Origin of the sequence: Rhizobium sp. Pop5 (assembly GCF_024721175.1) — a bacterium.
Taxonomy (GTDB): Bacteria; Pseudomonadota; Alphaproteobacteria; order Rhizobiales; family Rhizobiaceae; genus Rhizobium.
This window is the reverse complement of the sequence record NZ_CP099399.1, coordinates 943,177-968,045: the sequence shown is the minus strand read 5'-3', so window position 1 is coordinate 968,045 and position 24,869 is coordinate 943,177. Positions and strand designations below refer to the sequence as shown.

The following is a 24,869-nucleotide window of genomic DNA, read 5'->3' as shown; positions in this document are numbered from 1 at the left end:
AAAAAACGCCTAAAATGCATGATTAATTTGCGACAAACAAAGTGCAAATGCTTGGTAAAATTGGATTTTTGTTAAACATCGGATTGCCTGCATTTTAAGGATTTTCGCTTGGATTTTACGAAAAATTCAGATTTGAAAATAAAGGGATCGTTCATCATGAAATCAGCAGGCTATGTATTTACAAGCCCGCCGCATGGCTTTTTTCTCTCGTTTTCATCCGATCCGCAGAACAGTCATCAGGCTTATTTACCTTTACGTTCGCGTCAGCTATTTTCGCGACCGACAAGGACATCAGGGAGGAAAAGATGATCCGCAGCTTCGTTCTCGCCGGCACTATTGCACTGGTCGCGGGTATCGCACACGCCGAGGAGCCGATCGTCGGCAACTGGAAGACGGCCGCCGGCGATACGGCGGTGATCGCATCCTGCGGCGGCAGTTACTGCGTGACGTTGAAGACCGGTAAATATGCTGGCCGCAAGATCGGCACGCTTGCGGGAACCGCCGGCAGCTATGCCGGCGAAATTACCGATCCCGCCGCCGACAAGACCTATAGCGGCTCGGGCAAGGTTTCCGGCAATTCCCTGAAGATGCAGGGCTGCGTGATGAAGGTCCTCTGCAAGACGCAGACCTGGACGCGGCTCTGACGCCGCAGCCCCTATTCAACGATTTCTCAAACGCAGAAGCATGCCGAAACATCGGCATGCTCGAAGCCTCGTGGAGGACCTTTCGATCCTCCCATTGCCCCCCGAGCCTGCCCCGCAAGCTGAACGGCGGATGAACCGGCATCTCAGCACTCGTTCAGCCGCCCTATGGCAAAACTCTTCCCACGATAGAGTTGCGTATCGGGGGCAAGGCAATGAACATCTATATTCTGGCAAGACGCCTTAGCATCATCACACTGTTCGCCGCGATTTTCGCGATCACATTTTCGGCGGCGGTGGTCCGGAACGGCGGCGGCGGCACGCAGTCGCATTTCGGGGCGAGTTATACCTGCCTGGAAACGAAGGGCAGCTTCTGCGCGCCATCGGTGCAGTAACGGCCTCAGACACGGAAGAGGATAAAATAATCTGATTCCGTCGGCGCGTCGTTTGCTTGTCAAGAACGACTCTCTATAATGCGTCATGAGCAAACGAATCTCCCCTTTATCGCCCCTCGACATATCCTCCCCTGCACATTTCCAGCCTCAGAGCTTCGATGATCCCGCCAAGGCTGTGGAGACGCTGACGGCGCTTTACGAGCGTAATACGGCGTTCCTCATCCAGAGTTTCACCGAACTTGCGCAGGGTGCTGAGATCACTTCGCGCTACCGCGCTTTCTATCCGCAGGTCAGCATCGAGACGACGAGCTTCGGCCACATCGATTCGCGCCTTTCCTATGGTCATGTCACGGCGCCAGGCATCTATACGACGACCGTCACCCGGCCGAAGCTCTTCAAGCATTATCTGAAGGAGCAGCTGACGCTCCTGATGAAGAGCCACAATGTCCCCGTCGTCGTTTCGGAATCGACGACGCCGATCCCGCTGCACTTCGCCTTCGGCGAGGGCGCGCATGTGGAAGCATCGGCAGCCGCCTTCGTCGACATTCCGCTGCGCGATATTTTCGACACGCCGGATCTCAACACCACCGACGACGAGATCGCCAATGGCGAATATATCCCGCCGCCGGGAGAACCTTCGCCGCTTGCGCCGTTCACCGCGCAGCGGATCGACTATTCGCTCGCCCGCCTGTCGCATTATACGGCGACGCATGCCGAGCATTTCCAGAATTTCGTGTTGTTCACGAACTACCAGTTCTACATCGACGAGTTCTGCAGCTGGGCGCGCAAGCTGATGGCAGAGGGCGGCGACGGCTATACAGCCTTCGTCGAACCGGGCAACATCGTCACTCTGCCAGGCTCGAACGTGCCGGAAACGGATGCCACACTCGCCCGCCTGCCGCAGATGCCGGCCTACCATCTGAAGAAGAAGGGCCATGCCGGCATCACCATGATCAATATCGGCGTCGGGCCTTCCAACGCCAAGACGATCACCGACCACGTCGCCGTGCTGCGCCCGCATGCCTGGCTGATGCTCGGCCATTGTGCCGGTCTTCGCAACAGCCAGCGTCTCGGCGACTATGTTCTCGCCCATGCCTATATGCGCGAGGACCATGTTCTCGATGACGACCTGCCGGTCTGGGTGCCGATCCCGGCGCTCGCCGAAGTGCAGGTGGCGCTGGAAGCGGCCGTTGCCGAAATCACCGGTTACGAGGGCTTCGAGCTGAAGCGCATCATGCGCACCGGCACCGTCGGCACGATCGACAACCGCAACTGGGAACTGCGTGATCAGCGCGGGCCGGTGAAGCGGCTCTCCCAGGCGCGCGCGATCGCGCTCGACATGGAATCGGCCACGATCGCCGCCAACGGCTTCCGCTTCCGCGTGCCCTACGGCACGCTGCTCTGCGTCTCCGACAAGCCGCTGCATGGCGAATTGAAGCTGCCGGGCATGGCGACGGCCTTCTACCGCACACAGGTCAACCAGCATCTGCAGATCGGCATCCGCGCCGTGCAAAAGCTTGCCGCCATGCCGCCGGAAGCTTTGCATTCACGCAAGCTGCGCAGCTTCTTCGAAACGGCCTTCCAATAGGCCGTTTCCTCATCGATCCGTCACGACAGGTGCCGCCTGCTGTGCAAGCATCTGCGGCCTGTCGGCGGCAATGTTCAGTCCTGCGATCAACAGCGTGAAGGCGAGGAAGGTAAAAGCGACGCGCAGAAGAACTTTCAGCCCATCGCTTTCGAGGTACTCCATTTCACGTTTTTCATGGCGGCGTGCCCAGATCTGGCTTGCCACCGCAATTTCAAGAATATTCATTGCCATTCTCCTCGACAGGTTTCGACGAAGCCTTGTCGAGTGCTGTCCTGCGGTATCGACACCGGACCGGTAAAAAGATTTTTTCTCGTCGATGTCGAAATGCGTGGAGACCGTTCGTCCAGGAGTATTGATACCCCGCAAGGAGGCTGCCTGCGATGAAATACCTTTGCCAGGTCTGGTTCGATGGCGCGATACTCGACGCCATGACGAAAGAGGCGAAAGCCGGATTCGACACGAATTGCCTCAACTATGACAGGCATCTCGCCGAAAGCGGGCATATGATCATCTCCAAAGCGCTGCAACCGCCGAAATCGGCCGTGACCGTCCGGGTGCGCAACGGCGAGATGTCGGTGACGGACGGCCCCTTCACAGAGACGAAGGAGGCACTAGGCGGCTTCATTCTGATCGAAGCCAAGGATCTTAACGACGCGATCCGTATTGCCGCCGGTATCCCGCTTGCCAAGCTCGGCGCGATCGAGGTGCGGCCAATCCACGAATTCGGAGCCAAATGAGGAAAGAGCGATGAAATTTCTATGCCAGATCTGGTTCGACACGGAAAAAAGCAAGCTGGTCCCTCAGAGCGAATGGGATGCGCTCACGCAAGAGTGCATCATCAGCGACAATCGCTGGCGCGAAAGCGGTCACCTATTGGTGGCGCTCGCCCTGCATGAACCGTCAACTGCGATTACCGTCCGCCTGCGCAATGGCGAAGCCTCCGCGACCGATGGCCCATTTGCCGAAATCAAAGAGCACCTCGGCGGTTTTGTGCTTGTAGAAGCCGAAAATATCGAGGAGGCGAAGACGATCGCGTCGAGTTTTCCGATCCTCAGATATGCCTCAATCGAAGTGCGCCCGACTTACGCGATTCAGGATGGGAAATAGCCATGCGTTACCTCTGCCTGATCTATAATTCCACCGACATCGATGGCACGCTGACGCCTGATGAAGGCAATGAGCTGATCAAAGCCCATTTCGCCTTCGACGAGGAGCTGCTCCGCGACGGCATCATGATCCATTCCGATGCGCTGGAGACGCCTGATACGGCGATGGTGCTGCGCGTTCGCAACAACACGCTTTCGGCCACCGACGGACCCTATGTCGAGACGAAGGAATATTTGGCGGGCTTCTACGTCATCGAGGCGCCGGACATGGCGAAGGCGAAGGAGATTGCCGCACGGATTCCTTCGGCTCGTTTCGGCGCGGTCGAGCTGAGGCCGGTGCGGACGCTGACCCTGCCGGATTGAGGTGCGCCTTTGGAAAACGTGATCGAGGAGATCTACCGAACGCAATCGCGCCGGGTGCTCGCAACGCTGATCCGCCTTCTCGGCGATTTCGACCGGGCAGAGGAAGCCCTCCACGATGCCTTTGCCGCAGCCGCCCGGACATGGCCGGCGGACGGCATTCCCGGCAACCCTTTCGCATGGCTCGTTTCGGCGGGACGCTTCAAGGCGATCGATACGATCCGGCGCCGGGCGCGCTTCGACGCCTCGCAGCAGCACATCGAGGACAGCCTATACACGGTCGACGAAACGGAGATCGGCGATATGGAAGCGATCGAAGACGACATGCTGCGGCTGATCTTCACCTGCTGCCATCCCGCTATACCAGCCGACGCGCAGACGGCGATGGCGCTTCGGGAAATCTGCGGATTGACCACCGAAGAGATCGCCCATGCCTTCCTCATTCCGGCGCCGACGGTGGCCCAGCGGATCGTGCGCGCCAAGGGCAGGATCCGGGCGGCGAAAATTCCCTATGAAGTGCCGGGCCGCGAGGCGTTGCCGGAGCGGCTCGACCGGGTGCTGCACGTCATTTACCTCGTCTTCAACGAAGGCTATTCAGCCTCCTCGGGCGAAGAGGTCGTCCGCGCCGACCTGACCGCAGAGGCGATACGGCTGGCGCGACTGCTTCTGACGCTTCTCCCGCATCCCGATGTTTCCGGCCTGCTGGCCCTGATGCTGCTGCAGGACTCCCGCCGCCACGCCCGCCGCGGCGAGCAGAGATCGCTGGTGCTGCTTGCGGATCAGGACCGCTCGCTCTGGGACAATGAGAAGATCTCGGAAGGCCTGGCGCTGCTTGCCGAGGCGATGCGAGCGGGAGAGATCAGCACCTATACGCTGCAAGCAGCGATTGCCGCCGAACATGCCCAGGCACCGGGGACTGAAGAAACCAACTGGCGGCAGATCGCCTTCTATTACGATCTGCTTCTGGCGGCCCAGCCCTCCCCGATCGTCGAGCTCAATCGCGCGGTTGCGGTCGCGATGGCGGAAGGGCCGGAAAAGGGCCTGGACCTGATCGATGCCATTCTGGGCCGTCGGGAGCTGCAGGCTTATCACCTCGCCCATTCGGCGCGCGCCGATTTCCTGCGTCGCCTCGACCGGAGAGAAGAGGCGATCGCGGCCTATGAAACAGCGCTGTCGCTCTGCCGGCAGGAGCCGGAGCAGGCGTTTCTGAGAAAACGGATTTCAGAGCTTGCCGCGACGTCCGAGCGGCAGTGAGATCGCCGTGCCGGTGAGCGCCGAGACAATGATCAGCAGATGGGCATTGACGCTCGCCTGCGCCAGCGCGGCGAGAGCTGCCCGCTCGCTCGACGCTCCGAGAGCAATGGCACCTGCGGTGATTCCGGCCGGATAGGTGCCGACACCGCCGGGCGCATGCACGGGCAGCACGGAAGAGAGCTCACCGCCGAGCGCGCCGCCAAAGCTTGCCGCCATCGGCAGCACCCCCATCAGGCCGAGCGCCCAGGCAAGGACGACCACTTTCACCAGCCAGTTGACGATCGTCATCGCCCAGGCGCGCGCAAAGGCGACGGCATCGAGCGGCAAGCCGTTTTCGATCTCCACGACGAATTTCTGCGCCTTGGCGGGCAGAAGCCTGGCGGCAAGGCGCAGCAACGGCTTGCGGGCAGCAAAACACGCAACAGGCAAAAGCAGGAAGGCCGTCCAGAGCAACCAGGCAGCCACCATGTTGGCGGCCGCGAGCGCAAAGCCGATGCCGGCGGCGGCCAGAAGCGCATGCAGGTCGAGCAGCCGCATGACGAAGAGCGCCGAGGTTCCCCGCGTCAGCGGAATGCCGAACTCGGTGCGCATCAAGAGGGGAAAACTGGTCTCGCCGGTGCGGAAAGGCAGCATGATGTTCAGCAGATTGTGGATCTGCGTGACGCGGAAGAGCGTCGTGAAACGGCCCGCCGTTTCCTTCGGGAAATAATCGTAGATGCGCCAGGTGCGCAGGAAATAGGTGCTCGTCAGCGCCACCAGCGCGCCGATTACGGGGCCTGCGCCGACATCGGCCCACTGTTTGATGATGACGGGCCAGCCCCAGAACCATTGCACGAAGAGCGCATAGGCTGCGACTATGACGACCGTCAGCACAGTCATGCGATTGCGCATAAACCAGGACTGCCGGCTTTCAACGATCGAACTCTTCATGTACTAGGCAATCCTCGCTTGGCGTCGGCTTGGGGCTCCGGTTCCGTCGCCCGGCCTTTTAGGAGAAATGAAGGTTGCGCACAACGCCGGAGTTGACGGCGATGGCGGTGGACTCGCTTCCACGCAGGCGACCGACGGGTAGATGATGGCGCCTTGCCGGCTTGACGTGGAGATCGATGTTGGAGCGGATTACCAAAGGCATTACGGGCGCAAGCATTTTTCTGGCATGCTATTTCCTGCTGAATATCGCGCTACGGCTGGCATTGCCGCACACTCTTGATCTCGACGAAGCGGAACAGTCGTTCTTTTCGCAATATCTGCTGGCGGGCTACAACGAACAGCCGCCTTTCTACAACTGGATGCAATATGCCGTCGTCTCGGTGACCGGCATATCGATGGCGGCGATTTCGATTCCGAAGAACGTCCTGCTGTTCTCATGCTACCTCTTTTACGGCCTTGCCGCCCGCGAAGTGCTGAAAAGCCGGTCGATCGCCGCCGTCGCCATGTTGAGCCTCATCACCCTGCCGCAGGTAGGGTTCCTGGCACAGAGGGAGCTCACCCACACTGTGGCGCTGCTGTTTGCCACGTCGCTTTTCCTTTTCGGCTTCTTCCGTACGCTGCAACGGCCGTCGCTCGGAAGCTACCTCGTCATCGGTATCGCCACCGGCATCGGCCTGATCTCGAAGTATAATTTCGTCATTTTGCCGTTTGCCGCCCTCATTGCCGTGCTGCCGAACCGGGAATGGCGCAGCCGTCTCTTCGACTGGCGCCTGCTGGCGGCGATCGTCGTCGCCATTCTGATTGTGTTGCCACATGCGCTCTGGCTGCCTGATAATCTCGCCCGCGCCTCCGCCTCGACGCTGAAGCGGATGGCCGCCAAGGACGAGGCCGCCGCCGGCCTTCCTCGGATGGGACAGGGGCTGCTCTCCTTCATCATCGCGGTCCTCGGCTTTGTCGCACTGCCGATCGTTCTTTTCGCGGCCGCCTTCCGGCGGGATTTCTTTCGCGCACTCTCCTCCTCCGGCCCGATGATACGGGTGATCGAACGGATGATGGCCATCAGCCTGTTTGCGGTCGTGAGCCTGGTCTTCATCGGCGGCGCCAGCGATATCCATGAGCGCTGGCTGGACCCGTTCCTGCTCGTCCTGCCGCTTTATCTGTTCCTGAAACTCGAAACGGCGGGCTTCGACCTTTCCGCCGGCCTTGCGCGCTTCCGGCCCGTGGTGCCGGTCTTCATGGTCGTCATCCTGCTGGTCCTGCTGATCCGGATCATCGGCGTGCAATATGTCGGCTATACAAGGGCGAACGCGCCCTTCTCCGGCTTCGCGGCCGAATTGACCGCGTCCCGCAAGCCCGTTCTCATCGTGGCATCGGACAAGTATCTTGCCGGCAATCTGAGGCTGGAGCTTGATGTTCCGAGCGCAATGCCGTTCTTCGCCGGTCCCGGCGTTCCCGAATACGCGCGGGCGAAAGGGCCGGTGCTGGTCGTCTGGCGCGGAAAGACGGCTGATGATGCAGCCATCCCGCCAGACTTCGCTGCCGATCTCGAAGCATCGGGCATCCATCTGCAAGAGTTGAACACGCTGACACTGCCCTATCTCTTTGGTGACGACAAACACCCCTTCTCGATCGGTTATTCCTGGGTCGAGGGCGGCGCGAAATAGGATATGAACAGTCGGTGCCATATCGGCCGATTGCGGGAAACCGGCATTGGCGGCTGGCAACGGGCGAACACTTCATGTAGTAGGCTTCCCCAAGTGCTGCGGCGGCTATGGAAGCCGTTCCGCCCGACGGCCTTTTGGAGATCAAGAGTTGCAGACAACGGTAGAAACCATTCGCGGTGCGAATGATCCGGTACAATCGCTCGAACTGTCGCTGGTCGTGCCCGTTTTCAACGAAGAGGAAAGCGTCGGCCCGCTGGTCGAGCGCATCGTCTCGGCGATGGCCGGATACACCAATCGCTGGGAACTGATCCTCGTCGATGACGGCAGCACGGATGCGACGCTTGTCAACGCCCGCAAATTCGTCGGACGCGCAGGGCTGGCGCTCAGAATCGTCGAGCTGCAGCGTAATTTCGGCCAGACTGCCGCCATGCAGGCCGGCATCGATACTGCTCAGGGCCGCCTGATCGCGACGATGGACGGCGATCTGCAGAACGACCCGAAGGACATTCCCGCGATGGTCGCCGAACTGGAACGGCGCGAACTCGACCTCCTGGTCGGCTGGCGCAAGAACCGCAAGGACGGGCTGTTCTTGCGCAAGATCCCTTCCTGGTGCGCCAACTACCTGATCGGCCGCATCACCGGCGTCAAACTGCACGACTATGGCTGCAGCCTGAAGATCTATCGCGCCTCGATCATCAAGCAGGTGAAGCTGATGGGCGAGATGCACCGCTTCATCCCGGCTTGGGTTGCCGGCGTCGTCCCGAGCTCGCGCATCGGCGAGATGGCCGTTACCCATCATGCCCGCGAGCACGGCGTTTCGAAATACGGGATTTCGCGCACCTTCCGCGTCATCCTCGATCTTCTGTCGGTGATGTTCTTCATGCGCTACAAGGCGCGGCCGGGACATTTCTTCGGTTCGCTCGGCCTCGGACTTGGCGCGATCGCGATGCTGATCTTGCTCTATCTCGGTTTCGACAAGTTCATCATGGGCAATGACATCGGGACGCGCCCGATGCTGATGGTCGGCGTCGTGCTTCTGCTGTCTTCGGTACAGATGATCACAACAGGCATCCTGGCGGAAATGATCGCGCGCACCTATTACCGCGACGACGCCTCCCCGAACTATATCGTCCGGCAGATCTTCGACGATCAAACCAAAGCGTAAGCCGGCAGCACGATGCTGGAGCGCGCGACGAAGACGATTGGAACCGCAAGCCTGCTGCTTGCAGCCTATTTCGTGCTGAACGTCGCGCTGCGCATCGCGCTTCCGCATTCGCTGGAACTCGACGAGGCCGAGCAATCCTTCTTCTCGCAATATCTGCTGGCGGGCTACGGCCCGCAGCCGCCCTTTTACAACTGGATGCAATATGCCATCGTTTCGGTGGCGGGCATGTCGATGGGCGCGCTGATCGTTCCGAAGAACATCCTGCTCTTCCTGTGTTACCTCTTCTACGGTCTTGCCGGACGCGAAGCGTTGAAAGACCAGACGCTTGCCGCCGTCGGCATGCTGGCGCTGATCACCCTGCCCCAGGTCTCCTACATGGCCCAGCAGGATCTGACCCATACGACCGCACTGCTCTTTGCCAGCTCGCTGTTCCTTTACGGCTTCTTCCGCACGCTCAACCGGCCCGGTATCGACAGTTACCTCCTGCTCGGGCTTGCGACCGGCATCGGGCTGATCTCGAAATATAACTTCGCCCTGATGCCCGTCGTCGCGCTGATCGCCATCTTGCCCGATGCGGAATGGCGGCGGAGAGTGCTCGACTGGCGGCTGCTCGTCGCAGTCGCCATCGCGCTCGTCATCGTCCTGCCGCATGCGAACTGGCTGCGGAACAATCTCGAATTCGCCTCCTCCGACACTCTGGGCAAGATGGCCGCCGGCAGTGAGCCCGCAAGCGCGTCGCGGATCGGCAAAGGCCTTCTCGCCTTTCTCGTCGCCATCATCGCTTTTGCAGCATTGCCCGTTGCGGCCTTCGCCGCCGCCTTCCGCCGGGATTTCTCCCGGGCATTTTCGGCGGGAAACCGCTGGACTGGGATGATGGAACGGATGATGCTTGCAAGCCTCGCCGGGATCGCCCTCATCGTACTCCTCACCGGCTCCACCATGGTCCGCGAGCGCTGGCTCGATCCGTTCCTGCTCGTGTTGCCGATCTATTTCCTGGCGAAGATGCAGGCAGCCAGGTTTGACCTTTCTGCCGGATTGCGCCGCTTCCGGCCTGTCGTGCCGGTGCTGATGGCATGCGTGCTGATCGCGCTCGGCTTCCGCGTCGTCGGCGCCGGGCTGATCGGCACCTACAGCCGACCGAACGTGCCAATGGCCGGCCTCGCGCGCGAAATGATGCGGCAGGCTCAACCCGCCCTCATCATCGCCTCGGATACCTATGTCGGCGGCAACATGCGGCTGCAGTTTCCCGATGTGCCCGTCGTCATCCCGGATTTCCCTGTGACCGGCATCCCATCCTATGCGTCTGCCGGTGGCCCCGTACTCATCGCCTGGCGCGGTAAAAAGACGGAGACGGCCGCGGATGCGGTGATGCCGGAGCGGCTTTCATCGGCGCTGACGGCGGCCGGTGTCGTGCCGCAGGCGATCGGTTCGCTGTCGCTTCCCTATTATTTCGGCCGCCAGGGTGACAATTTTTCGCTCGGTTATGCCTGGGCTCAGGCGGGGACCGGTAAATGACCGAAACCGGCCCTCGCGACATGCGATGGATCTTCGTCCTGCTGGCCGCCTATTTCGCGCTTCAATTCGGCGTGCGGCTGGCAACCTCGCATTCGCTCGATCTCGACGAGGCCGAACAGGTCTTCCGATCGCAATGGCTCGCCGCGGGTTACGGCCCGCAGCCGCCTTTCTACAACTGGCTGCAATACACCGTCTTCCAGTTTACCGGCGTTTCGCTTGCCGCCCTTTCTGTGGTGAAGAACCTTCTGCTCTTCACCTCCTATGTGCTCTACGGCCTGACCGCACGCCTTATCCTGCGCGACAAGGCGCTCGCCGCGGTCGCAACGCTCGGGCTGCTGACGATCCCGCAGATGGTCTTCGAGATGCAGCGCGACCTGACGCATACTGTCGCCGTGTTCTTTTCGGCCACGGTTTTCTTCTACGGCTTCGTTCGCAGCCTGAAGCAGCCGAGCCTCGGCTCCTACGCAATCGCAGGCATTGGCATCGGTTTCGGCTTGCTTGCCAAATACAATTTCGCGATCCTGCCGGCCGCCGCTCTGATTGCAGCGCTGGCGGATCAGCGCCTGCGGCCACGGATCTTCGATTGGCGGCTCGCGCTGACCGCAGTGGTGGCGCTCGTTATTACCCTGCCGCATCTCTTCTGGCTCAAGGACAATCTCCATTTCGCGACCGCGCGAACCCTGGAAAAGATGACGTCGAGCGACAATGCGAGCTATCTGATGCAAGTGGCGATGGGCGTCGGCTCGTTCGCTCTCGCCATTATCGGTTTTGCCGGATTGACGGTCGCAGTGTTTGCGGTCGTCTTCGGCAAGAGCCTGCGCGCAGCACTCGCCGCCCATTCCGAATGGACGCTGCTCCTCGAGCGGATGATGCTCGTTTTCGTCATCGGCATTCTGCTGTTGATCGTCTTCGGGGGTGCTGCCGGCATCAAGGATCGCTGGCTGGTGCCGATGCTCTTCATCCTGCCGCTCTATCTCTGCCTGAAGATCGAGGCGGCGGGCGTGGAGACAGGCAAGGCTTTCCGGCGCTTCATCCCGGTTGTCGCCGTCATCATGATCGGCGTGCCGGCCGTTCTTTACGGCAGTGTGGCCACGGCACGCTTCTCCAGGTCATTACGAGCGACTGAACCGACCTTACGCCGGCATGCTCGAAGTCCTGCGAAAACAGGCCGAACCGGCGGCTATCCTTGCCGGTGACAGTCTGCTTGCCGGCAATCTGCGGCAGGATATTCCCGGCGTACCGGTCGTTTCCATGGATTATCCGGGCTTCAAGCCGGATCTCTCCGACCGGCGGCCGCTTCTCCTCGTGTGGCTCATCCCGCGCAAGGGAGAAAACGAAGCGCTTCCCGCGGCCATGGCCGCATGGCTCCAGGCAAATCTCGGCGTCACCGCGCCTGATGCGTCGGTGATCGACGTGCCCTATTTCTATGGGCGCGGTGACGATAGCTTTCGTTTCGGCTACGCCTGGATCAACCCGCCGGCTTGAACGACGTCAGGATTTCAGTTCCTTCCATGCCGCATCCAGCGCCAGCTTCGTGATTCTCGCCATCTCATCCACTTCCGCGTGGCTGATGACGAGCGGCGGCGAGGCGAGCATGCGGTCACCGGTGGCGCGCAGGACGAGGCCGTTCGCCAGCGCGTAGTTACGCACCAGCGAGCCGACCTGATCTGGCTTTTCGTAACGGGTGCGCGTGCTCTTCTCAGCGGCAAGCTGCAGGCCACCCATCAGCCCGATACTATCAGCCCCGCCGACAAGATCATGCTCCGCCAGCGCTGCCCAGGCCTTGCCGAAATACGGCCCGATATCGTCGCGCACGCGCTCGACCAGCCGTTCCTCCTCGATGATGCGCAGGTTTTCGAGTGCGGCGGCAGCGCAGACCGGGTGACCGGAATAGGTGAAGCCGTGATTGAAGTCGCCGACGTCGTTGATCAGCACATCGGCGATGCGGTCGCTGACGAGCACGCCGCCGATCGGCAGATAGCCTGAGGAAAGACCCTTGGCGATCGGCGCAAGATCCGGCTCGACGCCATAATGCTGATGGCCGAACCAGACGCCCAGACGGCCGAAACCGCAGATCACTTCGTCGGACACGAGCAGGATATTGCGCGCCTTGCAGATGCGGTCGATCTCCGGCCAATAGGTTTCGGGCGGGATGATGACGCCGGCTGCGCCTTGTACCGGCTCCGCGACGAAGGCAGCGACATTTTCCTCGCCCAGTTCGTCGATCTTAGCTTCGAGTTCGCGAGCGACCTTGAGACCGAACTCAGCAGGCGAGAGATCACCGCCCTCGCCATACCAATAGGGCTGGCCGATATGAACAATACCCGGGATCGGCAGGTCGCCCTGTTCGTGCATGTATTTCATGCCGCCGAGGCTGGCGCCGGCGACGGTCGAGCCGTGATAGCCGTTCTTTCGCGCAATGACGATCTTCTTCGACGGCTTGCCGACGGCGCTCCAATAAACGCGGGCCATGCGGAACCATGTGTCGTTCGCTTCAGAGCCGGAGCCGGTGAAGAAGATATGGTTGAACCGCCCGCCGGCATGTGAGGTGACCTTCTCGGCAAGCAGCGCCGTCGGCGTCGAGGTCGTGCCGAAGAAGGTGTTGTAATAGGGCAGTTCGTTCATCTGACGCGCGACGGCTTCCGTGATCTCCCGGCGGCCATAACCGATATTGACGCACCAGAGGCCGGCGAAGCCGTCGAGGTATTTCCTGCCGTGATTGTCGAAGATGTAGACACCCTCGCCGCGCTGGATGACGCGCGTGCCTTCGGCATTCAACTTCTTCATATCGGCGAAGGGATGCAGGTGGTGCGCGGCGTCGATCGCGGCGAGATTCGAGAGCGGGTAAGTATCGGGCATGGCTGGTGAAAGACCCTCATGGATTGAAAGGCTGCTGGCGATGAAATGGCAGCTTGGCCTTGTTCCGGAGGATATTCAAGGTCTTGGCGAGCGACGCTGCCGCGACTCGAGGTACGTGTTGCGGCGCCTTTGGCGGGGGCGGCTCAACCCTTTTCCATCACGCCGATATTGCACGCTTGATGACTGTTAAATGGCTACAAATGCAAGCCAAAAACACCGATATGAAAAGGAAGGTCCCAAGCGGTGAATGAGACAGCGGCAGAAACGACCAGTCGCCTTGTTGAAATTGAGGCAACGCAAACTCGGAAAGCCCGGCTTGCGCAACCGCTCCCCGCCCCATAGGCAGACCGGTCGCGATCAGCGCGATATGGGCATGAATGAACCCCGAACGGCGGTGTCTTTGCGGCTGCATGGCCACTCGAATCCCGAAAATCGATGCAAGCGTCAACAGGACCGCGGCGCTCCAAATTCCAACGCCAGGTACCGCCAAAAGCAGATAGATGGGCTCGCGCATGACCGGAAGCAGTGTCATATGCAGCCACCATGCGAACGCACTTGAGGGGTGGCTTTCCAGGAGCGGTATGCTGAGAACAAAGTTCGATGCTATCGCGTAAGCCAGTGATGGCCCAAGTCGCATCAGCGTGAAAATAGCGATCCGCATGCGGCGTTCCATCCTTTCACCTCAGAGCAGGATAGGCGACGTTGATCGATTTCAACTCAAGGAGTCATGGGTGGCACAGCATGCCTACTTTGGATAGCAGGCATTTTATCACGCTCTCGCATTCCGGCGAAGGCCGCATCTGTCGCTTTTTTGCGACTATTTGCTCAAATTCTTGAGTTGTTAGCTTTTTTTTACGATGATTTCCGGTGAACAGATCCGAGTCTTAGGTATGAATGTCTGATGGGGGATCAAGTTGCCGATGATGCAGATCAGAGCTGGAACTAAATGCATTGCGTTTTTGATAGCGGCTGGAGCGATCTTAGCTGGGTGCCAGTCATCCGGCGTTGATGGTCTGGCTGCTTATGGCGACAGTGCAAAAACTCTCGAGGATGACTCAGCCGTCGCCTTCTATAAGAACGACGAGTTGATAACCAACGGCAAACTGCAGTTTCAGGAAAAGAACTACGGAAAATCCTACGCCATTTACAAGCGAGCGGTTGACGTTTTTCCGCAGGATCCGGCCGCTTGGCTAGGCTTGGCGGCCTCAGCCGACATGGTTGCCCGCTTCGACACTTCCGATCGCGCCTACCAGCAACTCTCTCGAATGATCGGCAACACCCCGGTCTACTACAACAATCTCGGCTATTCCCACCTATTACGCGGTGATTTGCGCACTGCCAGACGGTATTTCCTGAAAGCCTACGAGCTTGATCCAGGAAACGAAATCACTGCCCGCAATCTCGAATTGATGAAGAACAGTGTGAATTACGCTCAGCGGGGATAGGCCCTTCAGCGATCGGCAATCTGCGTCGGGATGAGAGCGCCCTTGCTGCATTGCGAGCATCGGCGCGGCGCCTCCTGGCAGCCATTGCTTTGGAGATTTCGGTGACGTCTTTGTTTACCGTGCCTTCCGAAGTATGAGCTGGCCTTCCGGCGAGAGTGTTCGTTCGTAATGCGGCAGGTTGTTCACTGAAATGCCCCCGGCTTCGATGGATGCAAGAGTGCTATCCGGAGTTTGAGTTTCCGCTGCCAGGGCGCGGGGCGGCGGAGCGAAAAATTGTGCTGGTTCCTTGCCGGGCGCGCTCAGGACCAAAGCTGAACCCATGCGTAGACCGCTTGTGTCGTTGCGCTGTTCGTTGATCGACGAGATAGCCTTTTGCAGGTCACCCATCTCTTGGTGGATAAGTGCGACTTCGTCGGCCTTGGCATTATCCGCGATCTTGCTCGACTGCTTTTCGATCTGTCCTCTCAGACCATCGATGGACCTTTTCAGCGCGGCGATCGTCTCGCGGCTCTCGCGAACATCCGCTGAGTTCTTGGCGGTATAGATGAGAACGCCGGCATTCACAGGCAGAAGCATCAGGAGCAAACCGACGAGGAGCGGGCTTTTTGAGCCTTTCGGCTCTATGGCCCGCAAATTGCTTGGTTTTGGGTGTTCTGCTTCGACCTCGATACTTGGAATGCTGGTCATTCGTTTACTCCCCGTAAGTCGTTAAGTCTGCGTTGGCCGCGGTCAGCGCCAAGTCCGCAATCATTCCGATGTAAACACACCTTCCCATGCCCGTTCGAGCATGTCGAGCGATGCGTTTCTATCTATGCCGTTGAAATCACAGTAGGAACCGACGAAATCCAGAAGATATTTCGGATGATAGCAGGACGCCGGCACATTACCGCTGTACTTACGATCGTAGAACAGGTTCAGGTCTGGATCACTGACAACCAATCCGGTGCCGCCGGCATAGGATTTGAAGATTCTGAGATATTCGTCGCGCGACGGCGTGTTCACAAAGATCTTGTATTTCAAGCGCCGCAAGCCGGCCTCGTCGGAAAGATCCTTCGGTGCGATATTCGTCGAAAATACCACCAGCTCGTCAAAGGGAACCTTGAACTTCTTGCCGGTGTGCAGCGTCAGGAAGTCATATCCGCGCTCGAGCGGCACAATCCAGCGATTGATCAGCGCCTGCGGCGCCACCTGTTGGCGCCCGAAGTCATCGATGATGAAAACACCGCCCGATGCCTTCAAGTGGATGGGCGCCTCATAGACATTTGGCCCTGCGTTGAAGGTGAGATCGAGCTGATCGAGGGTCAATTCCCCGCCCGTCTTGATCACCGGACGCCGGCATTCGATCCATCGTTGATCCGCTTTCGGATGAGAGCCCGCGTCAGCCTCCGATACGGAGTGATGCACGGCTTCGTCATAGAAACTGATGACATGGCCGCCGACCTCGATGGCGTAGGGCACCCAGATCGTCTGGCAAAACAGTTGCGACGTCCGCTCGGCAATGCTCGTCTTTCCGTTTCCGGGTGGCCCGTAAAGCAGGATCGAGCGGCCGGAATTGATGGCCGGGCCGAGCTTTTCGACCAGAGCCCCTGAGAGCACCAACCCGTCAAGGCTGTCGGTCAGCCGCTCTGGGGTCACGCGCTCGTGATGGATCGACTGCAAACCTATTTGCCGGCAGAACGCCTCCAGCGACACCGGCGCCGGGCCGATATATTGGCATTGACGCGACGCCGCGTGGGCATATTCGAGCCCCTTCATTGAAAGCGCATATCGAATATCGGATCTCACATCCTCACCAGCCAGGCCGCGAGCCTCGAGGTATGCGAGTTTCACAAGTTCCTTGATCAGGATATTGACGATCACCTTCGGCAATTTCATCCGGTCAGCCAGATACGAGGCCGTGGTTGTATCCTGCTCGGCCGCACATTTTGACGCCAGCCGAAGCAGGAATGACGGATCCAGCCCGGCTTGGTCTATGCCTGCCGGTGCCATTGGCATACGCGGATCGAGGGAAATGATGGCTTCCTTACGATCCTGTTCGAGCGAATACTGCATACGACCTCGCTTGGCTCAACCGCCGGGTTTCATGCTGATCAAAAGATCCACAACGCGGATAACTACGGGAACGAGAACGATGATGAGGCTTACCGGAAAAAGGAACGCGCCAAGCGGCAGCAGCATTTTGACCGGCAGGGCGTTTGCCTTTTCCTCCGCGCGAACAATACGGAGATCGCGCATTTCCTTGCAGTAGACTCGCAACGTCTGCGTTACGCTGGTCCCGAGTTCCTCTGATTGGCGGAACAGAACGGAAAGGGCCCGGGCCTCGTCAATCCTGAGGCGGGTGGCAAGGTTGGCGAGCGCCTCGCGCAATCGCCGGCCGCCCCGCACTTCCAGCATCATGATCGAGAGATGCAGGCCGAAATCCTGCCGCTTGTCGACGAACTCCCGGGCAACACGGTTGGCCGCCGCCTCGATGCTCATCCCCGCATCGAGGCAGACGATCAGCATATCCATGAAATCGGGAAAGAGGCGGCGATACTCCCTCTCCTTGGCGGCGCCACGCCGGTCGATATAGATATTGACCAGAATAAAGGTTACACCCGCAGCGAACATGGCAACAATCAGCGTCGCCAGCTGTGACATATCAGGCGCGACCCTGTTTAAAACCCAGACCGCCGCGACCAGCACGCTGACACAGACCACCGCGCGAACCACCTGGAAGGTGGTGACGGCGCCGGCAGCGAAATACCCCGCCCGGATCAGCCGGTTCTGGGTGGAGTTCGCATTGGTGTCACGTCGAGTAATCTCGAAATAGCGACGGATGAGGCGGTTTTCTGCCTCGCCGAGGTCGGCAATGGTCGTATCGCCAAGGTGGAACTCCTCGCCTGTTGCCGTCGAGCTCTTCGACACCCGCACCGAAACCTCGCGCTGCCGAAAAAACAACTCTGATGCCGCTGCAGAAAAGATCAGTACTGCAAAGAAGACGATGAGGTAAATTCCATACTCACTCGACATGACCGCCTCAGTACTCGAAGTTGACCATCTTGTAGAGAATGACATTCCCGATCGCCATGACGGCCAGCAGCACGCACACCAAGACGGTGCCGTGGCCGCTATCCCAGACGGGATCGAAGTAGGTCGGCGACAACGCCTTGATCATCGCGTAGAGCAGAAACGGATACATCGACATGAAGATCGCGGTGATGCGTCCTTCCGAGGAAATCGCCTTGACCTTTGCCTTCAGCATCGATCGGTCTCGCAGCGTCTTCGAAAGGTTCTGCAGGATCTCTACGAGATTTCCACCGGTGCCTGCCTGTACGCTCAGCGATATCGCAAGCAGGTTCAGATCCTCGACGCCGACCCGGTCCGCCAAATTGACGAGGGCGTCGTCCAGCGTCACGCCGTAGGTGAGTTCGTCCGAGAGGAGACCGAACTCGGTGCCGATCGGATCAGGCATCTCGCGTGCCACCAAAGAAATCGCCGCCGGCAGCGGATGGCCGGCGGCCAAGCTGCGATTGGCGACATCGAGCGCTTCCGGAAGCTTCTGTTCGAATTTCCTCATGCGCCGCGCCCGGGCGCGCCAGACGACCAGTGCCGGGATGAAGAGGCAGACGAGGAGAAAGACGGGGATCCTGAACAGAGTGCTCGGCACGAGGAACTGAACGACCAGCCAGGTCAATAGTGCGCCCGCGATCGCGAAGAGAGCAAATCGCCTGGCATCGAACTTGATCCCCGACTGGGCGTAGAACCGCAACAGCCGCTGCATCATGGCGACTTGCCGCCAACTGCTTGCGGCACCGCGCTCCTTCAGCATATCGCTATAGGTCTTGCGATGATCATCGCTGACCTCGAGCAGGCTCAGCCGATGGTTCACAGCGCGGTGGCGTTCGGATGTCCTGAAATAGCCGCGCATGATCGCTTCGACTGCGACAAGGGCCGCGGTGAAAACGGCCGCGTAAAGGAGTGTCAGGGTCATTGAACGGGTCCCGTCTGCAGCGGTTTGCCGGGATCAAAAATCGTCAAAGGGATCTCGATCCCGAGTTCGGCGAATTCTTCGACGAACCGCGGCCGGATGCCGGTGGCGCGGAATTCTCCATGGATCCGCCCGCCTTCATCGGTGCCGATTTTCTTGAATTTCATAATCTCCTGCATCTGCACGACTTCGCCCTCCATGCCGGTGATCTCCGAAATCGAGACGATCTTGCGGCTGCCGTCGCTCAGGCGCTGGACCTGCACGATCATGGTGATGGCGGACGAGATCTGCGAGCGAATACTCAACTGCGACATCGGCATCCCTGCCATGCCGACCATCTGCTCAAGCCGGCCGACGGCATCGCGCGGCGTGTTGGCGTGAATGGTCGTCATCGACCCCTCGTGGCCGGTGTTCATCGCCTGCAGCATGTCGAACGCCTCGTCGCCGCGTACTTCGCCGACGATGATGCGGTCGGGACGCATGCGCAGGGCGTTTTTCAAGAGTTCGCGTTGACGGATCTCGTTGCGTCCGTCGAGTGTCGGCGGTCGGGTTTCCAAACGCCCGACATGTGGCTGCTGCAGTTGAAGCTCGGCCGCATCCTCGATGGTGATCAGGCGCTCCTTTGGGGAAATCTGCGACGAGAGCGCGTTCAGCAAGGTGGTCTTGCCGGAACCGGTGCCGCCTGAAATGACCATGGACACCTTGCCCTTGACCGCGGCGCTCAGAAGGATGCGCATCGCATCGGCCATGGCGCCATATTGCACCAGGCGCTCCAATGTCAGCGGCTTGCGCGTGAATTTGCGGATGGAAACGAGCGGTCCATCGACCGAGATCGGCCGGATGGCGACGTTGACACGCGAGCCATCCTTGAGGCGGGCGTCAACCATCGGCGTTGACTCGTCGACGCGGCGGCCAACCGCCGAGACGATCTTGTTGATCACCCGAAGGAGATGATCCTCGTCTTTGAACCGCACGGCGGTGCTCTCGAGCTTGCCGCTCCGCTCGACATAGACGCTGTTGTAGCCGTTGATGAGAATATCTGCGATTGTGTCGTCGGCCAGCAGCGGCTCGATCGGTCCCAGCCCGAGCATCTCGTCGGTGATATCGCGGATCAGATCGTTGATTTCCTTGGCATTCAGCGGAAAGTTGTTACTCCGGATATAGTCCTTGACCAACGGCCGGATCTCGGTGGCGATCTCCTCGTTGTCGAGTGTGTCGAGGATCCCGAGGTTGATGCGATCGAGCAGGTAGCGGTGCAGATTGACCCGCTCCGAAACCATGTCCGGCCCGAGCGAAGCCTCCTCGTCTCTCGCCGCGGCGCTGTCAGAGGCCGGCTGGGCAGGCATGCTCTGAAGTGCGCCGACCACGGACAGTTCGGCGGCCTCCAGATGTTCCTGGTTTTCCGGCTCCCGCTTGTAGAAGCGCCCGATGATACCGTTCGCCATGCGTCCCACCCCTCAACTGTTACTTTACAATGACCGTGGAACCGACTTTCACCCTCTCATAGAGATCGATGACGTCGGCATTGCTCATGCGAAAACAGCCCGATGACGCGAAGCCACCGACCGTCGACTGCTCGTTCGTTCCATGAATGCGGTAGAGCGTGTCGGTCCCGCCCTTGTAGAGATAGATCCCGCGAGCACCCAAGGGATTGAGCGGCCCTGCAGGTACCAGGTCCGGAAGTCCAGCCGAGCGCGCCTTCATCTCAGCAGGCGGGCGCCAGTCAGGCCACTCTGCCTTCCGCCCCACCTTGACGGTACCGCTCCACCGAAATCCGTCTCGTCCGACGCCAATTTTGTAACGGATCGCCCGTCCTTCGGAGATGACGAGATCCAGCGTACGATTGCCGCTGACGATGACGATTGTCCCAGCCGCGTAGCTTTTCTCGATCGCCACCACGGCGCTTGTCGTCGGCCCAAGGCTTCGCGGGACAAGCCCGCCTGCCGCGGCATCCCCGACAGCGGCCAGAATTGCCAAAACTGCAAAGCCGACATCGGCGGCGCGGATCGCCGTCATCGCACCAGTGCTCCAAGTTTACCGACCGCGCCGCAGAAGCGCGCCCGGGAATTCACTTGAAATGGCAGCACGCCCCGGTTGACCGCCTCGCTCAAAGTCTCCCAGTCATCCCCGATGACATGCGTCGGGATCTCCTTGAATATCTTTTCCGTTTGTTGCCGGCGCAGGCCGAGGCCGAAAAGCTTGGAGCGATATTTGTTGATGACGATGAATATCTGATCCGCACTGCCACGCAGCCGCACCAGATTGGCAAACAGATCCTTGGCTTGAGAAAGCGCAGGGACCGTCATTTCGGTGACGATGCAGACGCTGTTGACCGAGGTGAGCACTTCGTATTTCCACGGCGTGTCATAATAGGGAACGTCGATGATCGTGTGATCGCTCTCGAACGCGGCCACGTCGAGCATGCGCAGCACGAGTTCACGGCCCTTCGGCGCCAGAAGAACCGATGGCTGCTTGAAGGAAAGCAGTGAAAAGCCCCCCGAATGACGCTTTCGGACCAGATCGATGAATTCCAGATCGACCCGGGAAGGATTGGCGATGACTGGTTTCAAGTCGTAGTCATTGACGAGGTTGAGATAGTAACCAAGCGTCCCGGAGCAAAAATCCGTGTCGAACAAGTCGATCCGCGGCGTGGAATTCTTGGTCGGCTGGGCCAGCACATGCGCAAGCGACGAAGCGATCATGCTGGCGCCCGCGCCACCGACGGCCGAGACCACGGCATGCACCCTGCTGTCGCTCGCCCCAGTGCCTGGCGCATGGGTCGAAATCATGTCGATCAGTGCGCGGCGCTCGAGCGGCTTCTTCAGCCAGTCATTGCCGTTCAGGCGGAAGAGCAGCCGCAGCATGTCGTCCGGCAGGTCTTCGGAAACGACGACGAGCGGAATGTCCCGATAGCTGGTGCGAAACGCGAAAAGCTCCGGCTGATGCAGCAATTTCCCGTTGTCGACGTCGAGAACGATCAGGTCGAACTGCGTCGGGTCGAACCGGCCTTTTTCTGCGAGCGCCTTCAACGCCAGATGGCGGACATCGTAACGGGAAAGCGACCCGAACGTATCGAGCATCAAGCTCGCTGCAGCCGCATCGTCGGAAAGGACCAGGATCTTGGTGGATGCGACTATGTTCATGTGAGCTGTCATTTCGCTTTCCTACGCGTAATTTAAGGAGTCAGCAGGTTGAGCACGTCTTTAGATCTTCCGTCGTGATCGTCACCGGATGGGCCGGGATGGTGACGTCGTTCAGTCCCAACAGGCCGCCGAGGACCGGCAGATCGAAGGTGATGTTGCGCACCTCCAGCCGCATCGTCAGCACAGGCCCGTCCGGCCGGCCCCAATAGCCGAGCCCCGACCGCTGATAAGTGACCATCAGCTTATCCGGGGTGATGCGCCAGTTGAGGTCGCAAATGCCGGGGTGAGGATCGGTTCCGGCGTTGCAGACGCCGTCGCTTCCGAGCACAATCCGGTTCAATGCCGCCGTGCTGCAGTTCGCAAGAGCCGGTCCGCAGGTCGAAGATATCGTCGCATCGTTCGGCGCCGCTTTGCCGTTGTTGAGCGGATCGGCAGCGTCGGTTGGGAAAACGGCATTGAAATTCGTCGTCAACGGATCGGATACGGCCGCCAGGCGGGCACCATATTGCAGTGCCTTGACCGTCTGGTTCCACTGCGACATCGCATAGCCGAACTCGATGAAGGCGGCAAACACCAGCATGACGATCGGAAAGGTCAGCAGTGCTTCGACAAGGCTGGCACCACTGCTATCCTGCCAGAATGCCTTGATCGCCCTAGAGGTCACCATCCGATGTACCTCTCTTCATGGTAGGAACTGATCGTGATTGCACCAATTCCCAGAAAGCCGAAGACCGGCGAAGTCTGGTAGAGATGAGCTGTGGAAATGGTGATGTTCCCGTCTGCATCGGGTGCCGTGATGGTGATATCGGCAGCGTTCTTCCAGCCGGGTACACGGGGTGTGGCGTTTGCCGCAGGTGTTTGCGTTCCGTAAAAGGCGATCGTCTTCGCAGTCGCCTGATTACAGGTCGGCACGTAGGTTCCCGACACCGGTCGGCATCGCGAAAGGTAACGCCCCGCATCGCGCAAGCCTGCGTCGATCTGCATACGCTGCCAGAAGATGCTGCCAAACTCCAGTATGCCCGCCGCAAAGATTGTCACAAAGGGGATGGCGAGCAGCGCTTCGGCAAGCACCGCGCCTTCCTCCCGCCGCCAGAAGCCGAGGCAAAGCCGATGCCTGATAAAGTTGCGGAGCGCGATCATCTGACCAGCTCCGCTTCTTCCCGCAAGAATTCGTCCAGCGTTCCGCGACCACCCTTGCCTGATATGTCGATCATCTCCAGGGAAAGGTATCGTTCGCTGGAATCCTTTATCGCCGGCTTGGTCAGGAACATGCGCGCGAAGGCCACGGCGCGGGTGGCCTTGTGACCGTTCAAATGGCCGACCGAGGCTTCATAGCCGCAATTGACAATGGCTGAGAAGATCTCGCGGCGATCACCGTATTCGGCCGCCGTATAGTTCGAAAGGTCCGGGCCGGTATAGCACTGGCCGCCAGTTGCCGGTTTTCCAGTCTCACCATTCGCCGAGGCATGGTTGATGAGAGCCGCGTTCGCAAGCTCGTAACGATAGACATCGTAAGCGGAGGGCTGATTTGGCGTTCCTGTCGCCTGCGCGGGATAACTGGAATAGTTGCTGAGAACAGTGCTCACCGAGGGCGCAACCGTTCCCTGCGCGACGTTCCAATAGGTCGTATACTGCCAATTATTGCCGCTGCTGATCTTGCCGCCGGAAAGCGAGGTCATGGATGCTCCATAGCCGAGCGGCACAGCCTTTGCGGCATCGCCGACAACGGCTCCTGTCATGACCGGATTGTAGCTATCGCAGGCCTTGTTTCCCTTGCCGGTGATCGTTTGGGCGGAGCGTGTGTTTTGCGCCGGTCGATAACGATAATCGCCGTTCACCTTGTTGAACGACGAGGAGTAAAAGCCGAAGCGCGTATTCACGCCATCCTCGACCGGCCCTGCCTTTGCGCCGGTCTCCGTATCGAGGTTGTCCTGTGTGTAGCAGGTACCGGGATTGCCGGTGGCAAGAGCCTCCGCCAGCACAGAGGCACCATTGCCCAAGGGGGTCCGCAGGAACCCGAAATTGCCGGGACCGGGATTGGACGCCGAAGTGCTGTGAAGCTCGATCTGTCGCCCGTAGAGATTGCCGGCCGCAAAATTGGTGTGCAAGGCCGCAGCTGCAACTTCACTGGCGCTTTCGCTCGTGTTCCCTGCTGGCTCGTACGGATTGCAGATAAAGATCGGCGTCACGTCGCAGGCGCTGGCGTGGTATACCGCCACGGCGTCGGCAGCGATGTTGATTGTATTGCGGGTAAAGCCAACCGGGATCGGAAAGATCGTCTGCATCGCCTGCGGCTTGGCGATGACCCAGGCGTAGGAAGCTTCGCTGGCGTCCGTCGTTTCCATCGAAGACGGGATGGGCGTATCGTCGTCCGCCGGGATGCTCTTCAGAAAAAGCACGGTGACAGTGCTCGCGGCATCGTTTCCGGCGTCGTAGGTGACGGTAATATGCGAGCCAAGCGACATGCCGGTCCCGCCCCCGGAAAAGGCCGCGCTATTGGCGATTTTCCCGATCGCCGTCTGAGCCCTCGAAATGGCATCATCGCGGCCATCGAGTTCGCGGGCTCCGGCCAGAGCCATCGCATCGACCGCGTTCTGGAGATCAGTATGCAGGTTGCCGCTGCGACCGACATCGATGATCAGCAGCGAAAAGCCGAGAAGCATTGGCATGGCGATGAGCGTCAAGGCGATGACATAGCCGCGATGATCGTTCCAGAACCGTCTGACAACCCTGTTCAGCATTGGTATACCCCCATCACGGCGCTATCGCCGTGACGACCCAACTTCGTGTATTTTCCCTTCCGGCGCGCTGCCGCCGTTCATGCCTTTCGAACT

The 24,869-nt window shown here is 59.8% G+C and carries 25 protein-coding genes and 1 pseudogene; 12 read left to right on the top strand and 14 right to left on the bottom strand.

All coding sequences use genetic code 11. The features are described 5' to 3' along the window. Positions 1 to 305 precede the first annotated feature (305 nt). The 3 genes from NE852_RS06885 (at position 306) to amn (ending at position 2,624) form a co-directional block, all read left to right on the top strand. A complete protein-coding gene (locus tag NE852_RS06885) occupies positions 306 to 644 on the top strand; it encodes a DUF2147 domain-containing protein (RefSeq protein ID WP_037170614.1) in 339 nt (112 codons plus the stop codon). A gap of 212 nt (positions 645 to 856) precedes the next feature. Continuing rightward, the gene (locus tag NE852_RS06880; protein ID WP_008522599.1) at positions 857 to 1,036 is read left to right on the top strand and encodes a hypothetical protein; all 180 of its coding nucleotides are present in this window, start codon (positions 857 to 859) and stop codon (positions 1,034 to 1,036) included. A gap of 85 nt (positions 1,037 to 1,121) precedes the next feature. Beyond that, the gene (gene amn, locus NE852_RS06875; protein WP_008522606.1) at positions 1,122 to 2,624 is read left to right on the top strand and encodes an AMP nucleosidase; all 1,503 of its coding nucleotides are present in this window, start codon (positions 1,122 to 1,124) and stop codon (positions 2,622 to 2,624) included. Positions 2,625 to 2,633: 9 nt separating this feature from the next. Here the strand turns inward: amn and NE852_RS06870 are convergent, their stop codons facing one another. Next, the gene (locus tag NE852_RS06870; protein ID WP_245270518.1) at positions 2,634 to 2,990 is read right to left on the bottom strand and encodes a DUF2850 domain-containing protein; all 357 of its coding nucleotides are present in this window, start codon (positions 2,988 to 2,990) and stop codon (positions 2,634 to 2,636) included. A 14-nt stretch (positions 2,991 to 3,004) separates the two neighbouring features. On the opposite strand from NE852_RS06870, the gene NE852_RS06865 reads away from it, so the two are divergent. From NE852_RS06865 to NE852_RS06850, 4 genes are read left to right on the top strand one after another with little or no spacing between them, the layout of a single operon-like run. After that, positions 3,005 to 3,361 (top strand): YciI family protein, encoded by a 357-nt coding sequence (locus NE852_RS06865; RefSeq protein WP_008522608.1) that lies wholly within the window; start codon positions 3,005 to 3,007, stop codon positions 3,359 to 3,361. Between the two features lie 10 nt (positions 3,362 to 3,371). Beyond that, entirely contained in the window at positions 3,372 to 3,731 is a 360-nt protein-coding gene (locus tag NE852_RS06860; RefSeq protein WP_008522609.1) for a YciI family protein, read from the top strand. A gap of 2 nt (positions 3,732 to 3,733) precedes the next feature. Continuing rightward, positions 3,734 to 4,093 (top strand): YciI family protein, encoded by a 360-nt coding sequence (locus NE852_RS06855; RefSeq protein WP_008522610.1) that lies wholly within the window; start codon positions 3,734 to 3,736, stop codon positions 4,091 to 4,093. A gap of 9 nt (positions 4,094 to 4,102) precedes the next feature. Further along, positions 4,103 to 5,344 (top strand): RNA polymerase sigma factor, encoded by a 1,242-nt coding sequence (locus NE852_RS06850; RefSeq protein WP_008522612.1) that lies wholly within the window; start codon positions 4,103 to 4,105, stop codon positions 5,342 to 5,344. On the opposite strand, the gene NE852_RS06845 is transcribed toward NE852_RS06850, so the two are convergent. Next, positions 5,312 to 6,274: a lysylphosphatidylglycerol synthase domain-containing protein gene (locus NE852_RS06845; protein ID WP_008522614.1), complete on the bottom strand. Its 963-nt coding sequence runs from the start codon at positions 6,272 to 6,274 to the stop codon at positions 5,312 to 5,314. The two genes, NE852_RS06850 and NE852_RS06845, sit on opposite strands and share 33 nt — an antisense overlap. 176 nt (positions 6,275 to 6,450) lie before the next feature. Here NE852_RS06845 and NE852_RS06840 point away from each other — a divergent pair, with 176 nt between their 5' ends. The 4 genes and pseudogenes from NE852_RS06840 to NE852_RS06825 all read left to right on the top strand — a co-directional run bounded on the left by NE852_RS06840 (position 6,451) and on the right by NE852_RS06825 (position 12,103). Next, the gene (locus NE852_RS06840) at positions 6,451 to 7,938 is read left to right on the top strand and encodes a glycosyltransferase family 39 protein (protein ID WP_008522615.1); all 1,488 of its coding nucleotides are present in this window, start codon (positions 6,451 to 6,453) and stop codon (positions 7,936 to 7,938) included. Positions 7,939 to 8,086: 148 nt separating this feature from the next. Continuing rightward, positions 8,087 to 9,103 carry a glycosyltransferase family 2 protein gene (locus NE852_RS06835; RefSeq protein ID WP_008522617.1) on the top strand — a complete coding sequence of 339 codons (1,017 nt, stop codon included), beginning with the start codon at positions 8,087 to 8,089 and terminating at the stop codon, positions 9,101 to 9,103. Between the two features lie 12 nt (positions 9,104 to 9,115). Beyond that, on the top strand, positions 9,116 to 10,618 hold the full coding sequence (locus NE852_RS06830) for a glycosyltransferase family 39 protein (protein WP_008522619.1): 1,503 nt from the start codon (positions 9,116 to 9,118) through the stop codon (positions 10,616 to 10,618). Next, positions 10,615 to 12,103: pseudogene (locus NE852_RS06825) on the top strand (ArnT family glycosyltransferase). Before NE852_RS06830 ends, NE852_RS06825 begins: the two are co-directional and overlap by 4 nt. A 6-nt stretch (positions 12,104 to 12,109) precedes the next feature. On the opposite strand, the gene NE852_RS06820 reads toward NE852_RS06825, so the two are convergent. Both NE852_RS06820 and NE852_RS06815 read right to left on the bottom strand, forming a co-directional pair. Continuing rightward, on the bottom strand, positions 12,110 to 13,477 hold the full coding sequence (locus NE852_RS06820) for an aspartate aminotransferase family protein (protein WP_008522623.1): 1,368 nt from the start codon (positions 13,475 to 13,477) through the stop codon (positions 12,110 to 12,112). 157 nt (positions 13,478 to 13,634) lie between these two features. Then, positions 13,635 to 14,138 carry a hypothetical protein gene (locus NE852_RS06815; protein ID WP_008522625.1) on the bottom strand — a complete coding sequence of 168 codons (504 nt, stop codon included), beginning with the start codon at positions 14,136 to 14,138 and terminating at the stop codon, positions 13,635 to 13,637. A 259-nt stretch (positions 14,139 to 14,397) separates the two neighbouring features. On the opposite strand from NE852_RS06815, the gene NE852_RS06810 reads away from it, so the two are divergent. After that, on the top strand, positions 14,398 to 14,922 hold the full coding sequence (locus NE852_RS06810; RefSeq protein WP_008522627.1) for a tetratricopeptide repeat protein: 525 nt from the start codon (positions 14,398 to 14,400) through the stop codon (positions 14,920 to 14,922). Between the two features lie 114 nt (positions 14,923 to 15,036). On the opposite strand, the gene NE852_RS06805 is transcribed toward NE852_RS06810, so the two are convergent. Genes NE852_RS06805 through NE852_RS06760 form a run of 10 tightly spaced genes read right to left on the bottom strand, consistent with a single transcriptional unit; the run spans position 15,037 to position 24,776 of the window. Then, a complete protein-coding gene (locus NE852_RS06805; RefSeq protein WP_008522629.1) occupies positions 15,037 to 15,609 on the bottom strand; it encodes a hypothetical protein in 573 nt (190 codons plus the stop codon). Positions 15,610 to 15,669: 60 nt separating this feature from the next. Beyond that, positions 15,670 to 16,974 carry an ATPase AAA gene (locus tag NE852_RS06800; protein ID WP_008522632.1) on the bottom strand — a complete coding sequence of 435 codons (1,305 nt, stop codon included), beginning with the start codon at positions 16,972 to 16,974 and terminating at the stop codon, positions 15,670 to 15,672. 15 nt (positions 16,975 to 16,989) lie between these two features. Continuing rightward, positions 16,990 to 17,934, bottom strand: a complete 945-nt coding sequence (locus tag NE852_RS06795) for a type II secretion system F family protein (RefSeq protein WP_008522633.1) — start codon at positions 17,932 to 17,934, stop codon at positions 16,990 to 16,992. A gap of 7 nt (positions 17,935 to 17,941) precedes the next feature. Next, positions 17,942 to 18,895: a type II secretion system F family protein gene (locus NE852_RS06790; RefSeq protein WP_008522634.1), complete on the bottom strand. Its 954-nt coding sequence runs from the start codon at positions 18,893 to 18,895 to the stop codon at positions 17,942 to 17,944. Next, on the bottom strand, positions 18,892 to 20,337 hold the full coding sequence (locus NE852_RS06785) for a CpaF family protein (RefSeq protein WP_008522637.1): 1,446 nt from the start codon (positions 20,335 to 20,337) through the stop codon (positions 18,892 to 18,894). Before NE852_RS06785 ends, NE852_RS06790 begins: the two co-directional genes overlap by 4 nt. Positions 20,338 to 20,356: 19 nt before the next feature. Next, positions 20,357 to 20,908 carry a L,D-transpeptidase gene (locus NE852_RS06780; RefSeq protein ID WP_008522638.1) on the bottom strand — a complete coding sequence of 184 codons (552 nt, stop codon included), beginning with the start codon at positions 20,906 to 20,908 and terminating at the stop codon, positions 20,357 to 20,359. After that, positions 20,905 to 22,047, bottom strand: a complete 1,143-nt coding sequence (locus tag NE852_RS06775) for a pilus assembly protein (protein ID WP_258156332.1) — start codon at positions 22,045 to 22,047, stop codon at positions 20,905 to 20,907. The genes NE852_RS06780 and NE852_RS06775 overlap by 4 nt, the downstream gene beginning before the upstream one ends. 28 nt (positions 22,048 to 22,075) lie before the next feature. Continuing rightward, entirely contained in the window at positions 22,076 to 22,702 is a 627-nt protein-coding gene (locus NE852_RS06770; RefSeq protein ID WP_008522641.1) for a TadE/TadG family type IV pilus assembly protein, read from the bottom strand. Beyond that, a complete protein-coding gene (locus NE852_RS06765; protein ID WP_008522642.1) occupies positions 22,696 to 23,175 on the bottom strand; it encodes a TadE/TadG family type IV pilus assembly protein in 480 nt (159 codons plus the stop codon). Before NE852_RS06765 ends, NE852_RS06770 begins: the two co-directional genes overlap by 7 nt. Further along, positions 23,172 to 24,776: a TadE/TadG family type IV pilus assembly protein gene (locus tag NE852_RS06760; RefSeq protein WP_008522643.1), complete on the bottom strand. Its 1,605-nt coding sequence runs from the start codon at positions 24,774 to 24,776 to the stop codon at positions 23,172 to 23,174. Before NE852_RS06760 ends, NE852_RS06765 begins: the two co-directional genes overlap by 4 nt. Positions 24,777 to 24,869: the final 93 nt, after the last annotated feature.